This is a genomic window from Microbacterium sp. HD4P20 (assembly GCF_019449275.2).
Classification (GTDB): domain Bacteria; phylum Actinomycetota; class Actinomycetes; order Actinomycetales; family Microbacteriaceae; genus Microbacterium.
In genome coordinates, this window is record NZ_JAHZQZ020000014.1 from 697,035 (window position 1) to 707,630 (window position 10,596).

Sequence of the window (10,596 nt, forward strand, 5' to 3'; positions counted from 1 at the left end):
GATCTCGTTGTCCAGATTCCCCGGGACCGCGGCGTAACGATGGCATCGATGACGGCTTCGCGTACCCGAATCGATAATGCGGAGCGGGAGCCTTGCTGATTGCGCTTACCGATGAGCGAGAGGGTGACACCGATACCGCTGGAGTGGAAGATCGCGACGACTGTCTCGATGTCGATGCGGAGCAGGCCGGCGCGGCAACGGCGTCGACGAGTTCACAGAAGCGTGTCGGTCGCGTCAGCCATGTATGCACCGCCGAAGAGGTCGAGGAGCTCTTCGAGCAGATGCGCGCGGCCACCGAGACCGGCGACGACACCACCATTACCCTCGCCGACTATGTCGCGTCGATCGGTGACCGGTGGCAGCGCGGCCTGGACCCGACCTCCACCGCCGAGCTCTACGACACCGGGCTCCGCCTCCACGTGCTGCCCGCACTCGGGCACATCCGGGCCGCGAAGATCACCGCCGGGATGATCGACCGCACCATCGACACCTGGGAGGCCGAGCACTCCACCTCCACGATCAAGAACTCCATCGCACCCCTCGTCCGGGTGCTGGACCAAGCTGTCCGTGACGACATCATCTCCATCAACACCGCCAAGCACCGTGCGCGCCGAGACCTTGGCAAGCACGTCACCCCCACCACCGGAGCGCTCCGCCCATACGCGCGAAGGTGCACCAGTCGTATTCCGACCACGTCATGCTCGCCGCCCTCCTCGCCGCCCGCGGCTCCGAGGTCGCCGGCCTCCGCGCAGGCGACGTGGACTGGGACAACCGCATCGTGTGGATCAGACGCCAGCACTACCCCGGCAGAGGCGGCCTGGTCATCAAGCAGACCAAAGACCGCGGGGACCGGCCCGTCCGCGATGCGACGCACTGGGACAACCTCGCGGCGAATCTCGGATTCGGCAACCTCACCCGCCACGGGCTGCGACGCACCGGAGCGACCTGGATGGCCGACACCGTGATCGCGCTGCACGTCCTCCAGGAGATCCTCGGACACCAGTCGATCGAAACCACAGATCGGACGAGTGGACCAGCCAGTGACCACCCCCGAAAACGACGAAGCCCAGGCGAGAAACATGCTCTCACCTGGGCTTTTCTGTCGGGATGACAGGATTTGAACCTGCGACCCCCTGACCCCCAGTCAGGTGCGCTACCAAGCTGCGCCACATCCCGATACCCCCGCTTGCGCGCGGGCAACTCCGCTATCCTACCCGGTCCGCCGGGGCCGCGCGAACCCACGCGGGCTGTGGCATCCGACTCTTGTCGGTGTCGGCAGCCACGGCTAGCGTCACGTGAATGGCACACGTCAGGATCGAACCCGTCACGGCCGACCGTTTCGACGACGCCGAGCACACGCTGAGCGGAGGCGGCGACGGTCAGGGCTGCCAATGCCAGTGGTGGATGATGCCGAACGTCGAGTTCCAGAAGACATCCGTCGACGAACGGCGACGGATGCTGCAGCAAGAGGTCGCCGATGGTCCCCCGCCAGCGCTGATCGCCTACGTCGACGACGAGCCGGCCGGCTGGGTGCGAATCGGTCCGCGCACCCGGCAGGTGCGTCTCGCTCGCACGCGCAATTACGCCGCGCATTCGGAGGAGCCGTGGGATGACGAAACGGTCTGGGCCGTCAGCTGCTTCGTGGTGCGCCGAGAGCACCGGCAGCAGGGGCTGAACGCGCGACTGCTCGCCGCCGCCGTCGACTACGCGCGATCGGCAGGCGCACGAGTGCTCGAGGCATACCCCGTTGACCCCGGCGCCGGCCGCAAGAAGGCCTCGAACGACCTCTACCACGGCGTGGTCTCGACCTTCGAGGAGGCGGGGTTCCGTGAGGTGGCCCGCCCGCGCCCCGATCTGGCGATCGTCTCACTCGACCTCACCCGCTGAGCGCACTCGCGGCCACTCCCCCTCGGATCCCGATCGGCGCCGCACGTGCGACGATGGCAGAGCCCGAATCGAGGAGGATCATGCGACGGCAGTGGATTGCGTTCGCGCCGTACCTCACGGTGTCGATCGTGCACGTCGGCGCCCTCGCCCTCGGTGCCGACGCGATCGCGGGCCCCACCAAACTCGCCCTGATGCCCCTGCTCGCCCTGGCTGTCGTGTGGGGTGGCCGCGGCACACCGTGGACGACAGCGCGGACCCTCCTCCTCACGGCCATCGGGCTGTCGTGGATCGGCGACGGCGCGGCCACCTTCTTCCCGTGGCTTGAGACCGTGCCGATGATGCTGCTCTTCTTCGGCCTTGCCCACGTTTGCTACATCGCCCTGTTCTGGCGACTCCTGGCGATGCGGCGCGTGCCGGCCTGGGCCGTCGTGTACGCCGTGTGGTGGGGCGTGCTGCTCGCGGTGCTGTGGCCCCACCTCGGCGGGCTCCTGATCGCCGTCGCGGTCTACGGCCTCGTGCTCGGTGGCACGGCGGTCGCGGCATCGCGGTGCCATCCGCTCATCGCGTGGGGCGGTGCCTTCTTCCTGGCATCCGACACGATCCTGGCATTCCGGCTGTTCCTGCCCGAAGCGACGCCGGATTGGACCAGCCCGGCGGTGATGTTCACGTACTGCCTGGGGCAGGGGCTCATCGCGGCGGGGGTGCTCGTGAGCACCCGCGTCCGACGTCCCGAAGTGGTGGCGGCATGACGGCGGCGGCCTCGGTTCGCGTGGACGCGTGGCTGTGGGCGATCCGCGTCTACAAGACCCGATCCGCGGCGACCACCGCATGCCGTGCCGGGCATGTGCGCGTCAACGGCGAGCGGGCCAAGGCCGCGCAGCCCGTCCGGCCGGGCGACGAACTGCGCGTGCGCATCAACGGATTCGATCGGCTCCTGGTCGTCAAGCAGCCGATCGCGAAGCGGGTCGGGGCCGCGGTCGCCGCCGAGGCTGTGGACGACCAGACGCCTCCCCCGCCGCCGCGCGAGCTGACGGCGTTCGTGCCGGTGCGCGACCGGGGCGCCGGCAGGCCCACCAAGCGCGAGCGCCGCGACATCGATCGGCTACGCGGCCGCGAGGGCTGACGCGGGTCACTCCAGCAGGTCGAGCAGCCAGCGCGCACCGCGAGTCGTGGCTCCGGCATCCTGAATCCGCCGCACCAGCTCCCGATCGCTGGTAACCACCGTCACGCGGTGCCCGGCAGCGATCAGGGCCTCGGCAGCGACGATGATCGCATCGTCTCCGGATGCCTCGGCACGCACGATCTCGATACCGGGTGCGTTGTCGGCCTCGCGCGCCTGCCCCTCGACGACCGCGGTCCACACTGGATACCACGTGTGCTCGGGCAGATCCAGGGCCGTAGCCGGTATCCCCCGCTCCGCGAGCGCACCCATGCGGGCGAGCAGGCGTTCGGCAGCCGCGTTCCGGTCGCGCCACCACCCGTCGGGAACCGCACCCATGACGTTCGCCACATCGACAACCACTGCGGGGCGGACGACGAGCAATGCCCGCAGCCGATCCCACGACGCCGCGAATCCCGGATGCAGCGGATTCCCCGCGACCTCGTCAGGGGGCACCCACGCAAGCTCCCTACTCTCAGGATCGCTGATGACCGGCTCGAAGGGCACGACGACATCGCCGATGACCGTCGTGTAGCTCCAATAGCCGAGGTCCAGCACGCTCAGCAGACGCGGACGGATCGCGGATGCCGGCACCCCGGCCTCTTCCGCTGCCTCGCGCAGCGCCGCGTCGCACGCGGACTCGTCCTCGTGCCTCGCTCCCCCCGGCAGCGCCCACGTGTCACCGAAATGGCTCCACGACACGCGATGCTGCAACAGCACGCCGCGCACCGGATCCAGGGCGAGCAGGCCCGCTGCGCCGAAGCGTCCCCAGTACCGTTCCCCCGTCGGCGCCACGACCCAGGCATCCCCGGGATCACGGGGGCCCAAGGGGCGTCGCGGCTCACCGGGGCGCGGAGGCTCGATCGTCACGGTGCCCCTTTCGTCGCGGTGCCCCTTCGGTCACCGCCAGCCTGTCACACCCGTCCGATTCCGACTCAGCGCTGACGGCGCTCGCGCACCCGCATGTTGACGACGATCGGCGTGCCCTCGAAGCCCCACAGCTCTCGCAGCCGGCGCTGGATGAACCGGCGGTAGCCGGGATCGAGGAAGCCCGTCGTGAACAGCACGAACGTGGGCGGACGGGTAGATGCCTGTGTTCCGAACAGGATGCGGGGCTGCTTTCCGCCGCGCAGGGGGTGCGGGTGTTCGGCGACCAACTCCGACAGGAAGGCGTTGAACTTGCCGGTGGGGATGCGCTGATCCCACGAGTCGAGCGCCGTCTCGAGCGCCGGCACGAGCTTTTCGAGGTGGCGCCCGGTGCGCGCCGAGATGTTGACCCGCGGGGCCCACGCGACGTGCGCCAGGTCCTGCTCGATCTCTCGTTCCAGGTAGCGGCGGCGGTCCTGACCGTCCATGTCGTCGTCGTTGAGGCGATCCCACTTGTTGAACGCCAGCACGAGCGCACGGCCCGATTCGAGCACGAGGTCGATGATGCGCACGTCCTGCTCGCTGAGGGGTTGCGTGACATCGAGCACAACCACGGCCACCTCGGCCTTCTCGAGAGCGGTCGACGTGCGCAGCGAGGCGTAGAAGTCGGCACCCTGCTGCAGGTGGACGCGGCGTCGGATGCCGGCGGTGTCGACGAACCGCCACATCTTGCCGCCGATCTCGACGATCTCGTCGACGGGGTCGCGGGTGGTGCCGGCGAGCTCGTTGACGACCACGCGCTCTTCGCCCGCCGCCTTGTTGAGCAGCGACGACTTGCCGACGTTCGGCCGTCCGAGGATCGCGACGCGGCGCGGACCGCCGATCTCCTGCTTGGCGACTGCCGAGACGTCGGGCAGCACCTTCATGATCTCGTCAAGCAGGTCGGCGACGCCTCGACCATGGATCGCCGACACCGGGTGCGGTTCACCAAGGCCCAGGTTCCACAGCGCCGCGGCCTCGGGCTCGTGTCGGGCGTCGTCGATCTTGTTGGCGACGAGGAAGACCGGTTTGCCGCTCTTGCGCAGCAGCCGCACGACGTGCTCGTCGGTGGAAGTGGCTCCGACCATCGCGTCGACGACGAACAGCACGACATCGCAGAGGTCGATGGCGACCTCGGCCTGCGCGGCGACCGAGCGGTCGATGCCGCGGGCGTCGGGCTCCCATCCACCGGTGTCGACGAGCGTGAAGCGGCGGTCCATCCACTCGGCCTTGTACGTGACGCGGTCGCGGGTCACACCGGGGGTGTCTTCGACTACGGCCTCGCGGCGTCCGAGGATGCGGTTCACCAGCGCGGACTTGCCCACGTTGGGCCGCCCGACGATCGCCACCACGGGCAGTGCCGGCGTGTACTCGATGCCGTCCTCGCCGCGCACCAGCCCTTCCAGCAGGGTGGCGTCCTCCTCGTCGAGGTCGTAGTCCTCGAGCCCCACGCGCAGTGCGGCGGCTCGCTGGTCGGCGAGCTCGTCGTCGATCGCGGCGAGGTTCTCGGCGAGACGGTCCTCGCCGCCCTCGTAGGTGTCGTCGGTATCGGTCTCGGGGCGGTCGTCAGCGGCCATTTCGGGCTCCTGTCTGCAGGGGATCAGACGCGCGCAGCGCGCTGCGGATCACGCCGAGCACGGCGTCCACGGTCTGATCGAAATCTAGGTCGGTCGAGTCGACGACCGCCACGCCGGGTGCGGCTGTGAGGAAGTCGACGACCGACGAGTCTGAGGCGTCGCGGCGGTGCAGCGCCGCGGCGACGGCCGCGGCATCCTGTGTCGTGAGCTCAGCGCTGCGACGCGCGGCCCTCACCTCGGGAGCCGCGGTCAGCAGGATGCGCACCGGTGCGTCCGGCGCGACCACGGTCGTTATGTCGCGGCCTTCGACCACCACGCCGGGACGGCCCGAATGGGCGACGAGGGAACGGAAGAGGGCGTTCACCGACTGGCGGACCGCCGGAACCCGCGCCACTCCGCTGACGGCATCGCTCACCCGGGGCTCGCGGATCGCGTCGGTGACATCGACACCGCCGACACGCACCCAGTACGAATCCGGGTCGAGCGAGATCGCATACTCGAAGTCGCCGGCGACATCGAGGACGGATGCCGCGTCCGAGGTGTCGATGCCGTGCTCGAGCGCGTGCCAAGCCAGAGCCCGGTACGCTGCGCCGGTGTCGAGGTAGCCATAGCCCAGCAGGCGCGCGACCTGCTTGGAGACGCTGGACTTGCCGCTGCCGGCGGGCCCGTCCAGGGCGACGACGACGGTGCCGGCACCGGTGGTATCCACCGGCGTCGAAGAGTCAGTCATTGGTGGTGCTCGCAATCTTCCAGCCGCGCGATTCGAGGCCGTCCACCGCACGCCGGACGGCGCCAGGGTCGACGCTGATCTCGGCGAGTCCGAACTGTGCGCCCGGAGAATGCTCCAGGCGAAGGTCTTCTACGTTGACGTTCAGATCGCCGAGCTCGCCGAACAGCCGGCCGAGCTGTCCCGGGGTGTCGTCGACCATGACGACCACCTGCTCGAAGCGCCGGTTCTGTCCGTGCTTGCCGGGCAGGCGCTCGACGCCGTCGTTGCCGCGGCGGATCGTGTCGGCGATCGCCCGGCGCGCTCCGGGCGCGTCGGGCGCGCGAAGCGCCGTGGCGACAGCGGTCAGATCCGCGGCGAGCCGGTCGAGCACATCGACGACGGGTTCGGCGTTGGCGTCCAGGATCTGCACCCACAGCTCCGGCGCCGAAGCCGCGATCCGCGTGGTGTCGCGCACCCCTTGCCCCGCCAGCCGAAGCGATTCGTCGGCGGCGTCGACGAACCGGCCCGCGAGCAGGCTCGCCACCAGCTGGGGTACGTGCGAGACCAGCGCGACGGCCCGGTCGTGGTCTTCCGGGGTCATCTCGATCGGCGTCGCGCCGAGATCGAGCGCGAGCCCCTCCACGACCGCGAGGTCGGCGGCGGACGTCGCCTCATCGCGGCAGACGACCCATGGCCGCCCGACGAAGATGTCGGCACGCGCCGAGATCGCCCCGCCGCGCTCACGGCCTGCGAGCGGATGGGATCCGATGTAGTGGGTGAGGTCCACTCCCCGCTCGCGCAGTGCGCGCAGTGGCTCGAGCTTGACACTGGCCACATCGGTGACGACGGCGCCCGGGTGACGCGAGAGTTCGCGCTCGATCACGTCGGCTGTCACATCGGGCGGCACCGCCACCACGACCAGCGAGGGTCGGTCGTCGTCGTGCGCCCGGCGCCCGGCGCCGTAGTCCACGGCGAGCCGGAGCTGCGACGGCGACGTATCGTCGAGGACGACGTCGACGCCGCGCGCGGTGAGCGCATGGCCGATGCTCGCCCCGAGAAGGCCCGCGCCGACGATGCGGACGGTGCCGTGTACACGGGGGGCGAGCGATGCCTCGGTCCGGCGCGCGCGCTCGGAGGCCGGCCTCGTCTCGGTCACTTACGTCTCCTGTTCGCCCTCGGCCGCCTGCGGCGAAGGGGATTCACGGCGCGCGAGAGTCAGCAGAGCGCCGCGCTCCACTTTAGTCAACTCGCGTGCCGCCCCCGCTGGCAGGGTTCCCAGGTGGAGCGGACCGAACTGGCGACGTACGAGTTCGACGACGGGATGCCCCACCGCAGCCATCATGCGGCGCACGATGCGGTTGCGCCCGGAGTGCAGAGTCAGCTCGACGAGCGAACCGCCGCCCTCTGCGGAGGCCGACAGCAGCCGCGCCTTGTCGGCGGCGATCGGGCCGTCGTCCAGCTCGATGCCCCGGATGAGCTTCTGCACCGTCTGCGGCGTGACGCGCCCCTCGACCTTGGCGATGTAGACCTTCGTGACGCCGAAGGACGGGTGCGCCAGCACGTGCGCGAGCTCGCCGTCGTTCGTGAGGACGAGGAGGCCGCTGGTCTCGGCATCCAGCCGGCCCACGTTGTAGAGACGCTCGGGCCAGTCCTTCGTGAAGTGCCGCAGATCGGGGCGCCCGCGATCGTCCTTCATCGAGCTGACCACGCCCGTCGGCTTGTTCAGCATGACGTAGCGCTTGGAGGCATCCAGCTGCACGGCCGTGCCGTCCACATCGACGAGGTCGTTCTCGGGATCGATGCGGCTGCCCAGCTCGGTGACGACCGTTCCGTTGACCCGGACCCGTCCCTCCACGATGAGTTGCTCGGCGACGCGACGAGAAGCCACGCCCGCATTGGCCAGCACCTTCTGCAGCCGCACCCCTTCGGCGCTCTCGGGGTTCATCGCCGCGTCCTCTCGTCGAATCCGTCGACGCTTCCGACATCCTCCGCGCCGTCCAGCAGAGGCGAGATATGCGGCAGCTCGTCGAGCGAGTTGATGCCGAGGTGCTCCAGCAGCGCGTCGGTCGTGCCGTAGTTGATCGCTCCGGTCTCGGCATCCGTGAACAGCTCCGTGATGAGCCCGCGCGCCAGCAGTGTCCGCACCACCGAGTCGACGTTGACGGCGCGGATCGACGCGACCTGGCTGCGGGTCACCGGCTGCTTGTACGCGATCACCGCCAGCGTCTCGAGCGCAGCCTGCGAGAGTCGGGACGGAGCCTGTCCACCGACGAACTCGCTCACCAGGTCGTCGTGCTCCTCGCGAACGTACAGGCGCCAGCCACCGCCGACCTCGCGCAGCTCGAAGCCGCGCACGGGTCCGCCGGTCTTGCCGTCGTAGTCCTCGACCAGTGCCTCGATCGCCTGGCGCACAGCGGGCACCGGAGCGCCGACGGCCGTAGCGAGGCTGACCAGGCTCTGCGGCTCTTCGACGATCAGCAGGATCGCCTCGAGCCGGGCTCTCACGTCATCGGTCATAGTCTGCTCCCAACGTGGCGAGATTCTCGTCCGACCAGCGCTGCGCGCTCCAGCGCAGCGTCAGTTCCCCCAGCGGCTCCAGCTGCTCGAAAGACAGGGCGGCATGGCGGTACAGCTCGAGAACCGACAGGAATCGCGCCACGACGACTCCTGACTGGTTCACACCCGCGATGAGCTCTCGAAAAGTCAGAGTTCCGGCGTCCCGCAGCAGCGTCACCACGATCGCCGCCTGCTCGCGGATGCTGATCAGCGGCGCATGCAGGTGGTCCAGGCCGACACGGGGAATCTCCTTAGGCGTCATCGCCAGCAGCGCGAGCGCGGCGAAATCGTCGGCGCTGAGGTTCCAGACCAGCTCCGGAACGGAGGTGCGGTACTTCTCGTCCAGGCGCACCGAGCGGGTATGGCGGCGGCTCTCGCGCTGCAGGCACCGCTCGAACCACGTCGACACCTCTTTGAACGCGCGGTACTGCAGCAGCCGGGCGAACAGCAGGTCGCGGGCTTCGAGGAGTGCGACCGACTCCGCATCGACCAGCTCGCCCTGGGGAAGCAGCCCCGCGACCTTCATGTCCAGCAGCGTCGCGGCGACCACGAGGAACTCGGATGCCTCGTCCAGCTCTTCGTCGGGACCCAGGTTCCGCAGGTACGAGATGAAGTCCATCGTCACCAGCGACAGCGACACTTCGGTGATGTCGAGCTCGTGCTGCGAGATGAGGCTCAGCAGCAGATCGAAGGGGCCGTCGAAGTTCGACAGAGAGACGCGGAAGCCCGGCTCGGGGGCGGGCGGCGCGGCGGAGACGTCGGGCTCGATATCAGGCGACGGGGCGTGCCCTTCGGGCGCCTCTTCAGGCGACGGCGCGTGCCCTTCGGGCGCCTCTTCAGGCGACGGCGCCACGGGCGACCAGCTCTCGCGCCAGTCGCAGGTACGCCTGCGCGGCAGCGTGCTCGGGCGCGAACTCGGTGATGGGCATGCCCGAGACCGAGGCATCGGGGAACTTGACCGTGCGGCCGATCACCGTCTCGAGCACATCGTCGCCGAACGCGTCGACGACGCGCTCGAGCACCTCACGGGAGTGAAGAGTGCGCGGGTCGTACATGGTCGCCAGGACGCCGTCTAGCGTGATGGTCGGATTCAGGCGGTCGCGCACCTTGTCGATCGTCTCGACGAGGAGGGCGACGCCGCGCAGCGCGAAGAACTCGCATTCGAGCGGGATGATGACGCCGTGGCTCGCCGTGAGCGCGTTGACGGTCAGCAGACCGAGCGACGGCTGGCAGTCGATGAGCACGACGTCGTAGTCGTTGGCGACTTTGCGTAGCGCGCGCGCGAGGGTCTGCTCGCGTGCCACCTCGTTGACGAGATGGACTTCGGCGGCCGACAGGTCGATGTTGGCGGGGATCACGTCGAGGTTCTCGACACCCGAGTTCACGATGACGCGGCTCGGGTCGCTCTTGCCGTCCAGCAGCAGGTCGTAGATCGTGGGGATCTCGTGCGTCTGGATGCCGAGTCCGGCCGACAGTGCACCTTGCGGATCGAAGTCGACCGCCAGCACCCTCCGGCCGTAACTGGCCAGCGCCGCCGCGAGGTTGATCGTGGTGGTCGTCTTGCCCACGCCACCCTTCTGGTTGCACAGCGAGATGATCCGTGCCGGACCGTGGCCGTCGAGCGCTGTCGGCGTCGGGAAGCCGTGATAGGGACGCCCCGTCGGCCCCATGGGGACCTCCGACTCCGAGGTCTTCCCCGACCTGGTCTTCGTCCTTCTGTCAGCCACCGTGTTCCCGCTTCCTCGTGCTCGCTCGATATTAGTCGGCCACGGGGCTTCCCAGCGGTAGAAACGGCGTCGCGG

At 69.3% G+C, this 10,596-nt stretch carries 13 protein-coding genes and 1 tRNA gene; 4 read left to right on the forward strand and 10 right to left on the reverse strand.

The window, feature by feature from the left end:
- Positions 1–212: 212 nt before the first annotated feature.
- On the reverse strand, positions 213–629 hold the full coding sequence (locus tag K0817_RS11590) for a hypothetical protein (protein ID WP_253735328.1): 417 nt from the start codon (positions 627–629) through the stop codon (positions 213–215).
- A gap of 41 nt (positions 630–670) precedes the next feature.
- On the opposite strand from K0817_RS11590, the gene K0817_RS18715 reads away from it, so the two are divergent.
- Positions 671–1,111: a tyrosine-type recombinase/integrase gene (locus tag K0817_RS18715; RefSeq protein ID WP_253735329.1), complete on the forward strand. Its 441-nt coding sequence runs from the start codon at positions 671–673 to the stop codon at positions 1,109–1,111.
- On the opposite strand, the gene K0817_RS11600 is transcribed toward K0817_RS18715, so the two are convergent.
- Positions 1,103–1,176, reverse strand: a tRNA-Pro gene (locus K0817_RS11600). The two genes, K0817_RS18715 and K0817_RS11600, sit on opposite strands and share 9 nt — an antisense overlap.
- Before the next feature lie 123 nt (positions 1,177–1,299).
- On the opposite strand from K0817_RS11600, the gene K0817_RS11605 reads away from it, so the two are divergent.
- From K0817_RS11605 to K0817_RS11615, 3 genes are all read left to right on the forward strand, one after another.
- Complete coding sequence (locus K0817_RS11605; protein WP_219981567.1) at positions 1,300–1,887, forward strand: GNAT family N-acetyltransferase; 588 nt, start codon at positions 1,300–1,302, stop codon at positions 1,885–1,887.
- Positions 1,888–1,967: 80 nt separating this feature from the next.
- Positions 1,968–2,636 (forward strand): lysoplasmalogenase, encoded by a 669-nt coding sequence (locus K0817_RS11610; protein ID WP_219981568.1) that lies wholly within the window; start codon positions 1,968–1,970, stop codon positions 2,634–2,636.
- A complete protein-coding gene (locus K0817_RS11615; RefSeq protein WP_219981569.1) occupies positions 2,633–3,010 on the forward strand; it encodes an RNA-binding S4 domain-containing protein in 378 nt (125 codons plus the stop codon). Before K0817_RS11610 ends, K0817_RS11615 begins: the two co-directional genes overlap by 4 nt.
- Before the next feature lie 6 nt (positions 3,011–3,016).
- Here K0817_RS11615 and K0817_RS11620 read toward each other — a convergent pair whose 3' ends face one another.
- From K0817_RS11620 to K0817_RS11655, 8 genes are all read right to left on the reverse strand, one after another.
- On the reverse strand, positions 3,017–3,916 hold the full coding sequence (locus K0817_RS11620) for an NUDIX domain-containing protein (protein ID WP_219981570.1): 900 nt from the start codon (positions 3,914–3,916) through the stop codon (positions 3,017–3,019).
- Between the two features lie 65 nt (positions 3,917–3,981).
- Complete coding sequence (der, locus tag K0817_RS11625; RefSeq protein WP_219981571.1) at positions 3,982–5,529, reverse strand: ribosome biogenesis GTPase Der; 1,548 nt, start codon at positions 5,527–5,529, stop codon at positions 3,982–3,984.
- Positions 5,519–6,259: a (d)CMP kinase gene (cmk, locus tag K0817_RS11630; RefSeq protein WP_219981572.1), complete on the reverse strand. Its 741-nt coding sequence runs from the start codon at positions 6,257–6,259 to the stop codon at positions 5,519–5,521. Before cmk ends, der begins: the two co-directional genes overlap by 11 nt.
- Positions 6,252–7,394 carry a prephenate dehydrogenase gene (locus tag K0817_RS11635; RefSeq protein ID WP_219981573.1) on the reverse strand — a complete coding sequence of 381 codons (1,143 nt, stop codon included), beginning with the start codon at positions 7,392–7,394 and terminating at the stop codon, positions 6,252–6,254. Before K0817_RS11635 ends, cmk begins: the two co-directional genes overlap by 8 nt.
- Entirely contained in the window at positions 7,395–8,183 is a 789-nt protein-coding gene (locus tag K0817_RS11640; protein WP_219981574.1) for a pseudouridine synthase, read from the reverse strand. It abuts the gene before it with no gap.
- Positions 8,180–8,755 (reverse strand): SMC-Scp complex subunit ScpB, encoded by a 576-nt coding sequence (gene scpB / locus K0817_RS11645; protein ID WP_219981575.1) that lies wholly within the window; start codon positions 8,753–8,755, stop codon positions 8,180–8,182. The genes K0817_RS11640 and scpB overlap by 4 nt, the downstream gene beginning before the upstream one ends.
- Positions 8,745–9,563 (reverse strand): ScpA family protein, encoded by an 819-nt coding sequence (locus K0817_RS11650; RefSeq protein ID WP_219981650.1) that lies wholly within the window; start codon positions 9,561–9,563, stop codon positions 8,745–8,747. The genes scpB and K0817_RS11650 overlap by 11 nt, the downstream gene beginning before the upstream one ends.
- A 67-nt stretch (positions 9,564–9,630) precedes the next feature.
- On the reverse strand, positions 9,631–10,464 hold the full coding sequence (locus tag K0817_RS11655) for a ParA family protein (RefSeq protein WP_219981576.1): 834 nt from the start codon (positions 10,462–10,464) through the stop codon (positions 9,631–9,633).
- Positions 10,465–10,596 lie beyond the last annotated feature (132 nt).

Bases quoted from the DNA above. Each gene is read 5' to 3' on its own strand.
- scpB (WP_219981575.1), bottom strand. From the start codon at position 8,755: ATGACCGATGACGTGAGAGCCCGGCTCGAGGCGATCCTGCTGATCGTC.
- K0817_RS11655 (WP_219981576.1), bottom strand. From the start codon at position 10,464: ATGGGGCCGACGGGGCGTCCCTATCACGGCTTCCCGACGCCGACAGCG.
- der (WP_219981571.1), bottom strand. From the start codon at position 5,529: ATGGCCGCTGACGACCGCCCCGAGACCGATACCGACGACACCTACGAG.
- K0817_RS11615 (WP_219981569.1), top strand. From the start codon at position 2,633: ATGACGGCGGCGGCCTCGGTTCGCGTGGACGCGTGGCTGTGGGCGATC.
- K0817_RS11640 (WP_219981574.1), bottom strand. From the start codon at position 8,183: ATGAACCCCGAGAGCGCCGAAGGGGTGCGGCTGCAGAAGGTGCTGGCC.
- K0817_RS11605 (WP_219981567.1), top strand. From the start codon at position 1,300: ATGGCACACGTCAGGATCGAACCCGTCACGGCCGACCGTTTCGACGAC.
- K0817_RS11610 (WP_219981568.1), top strand. From the start codon at position 1,968: ATGCGACGGCAGTGGATTGCGTTCGCGCCGTACCTCACGGTGTCGATC.
- cmk (WP_219981572.1), bottom strand. From the start codon at position 6,259: ATGACTGACTCTTCGACGCCGGTGGATACCACCGGTGCCGGCACCGTC.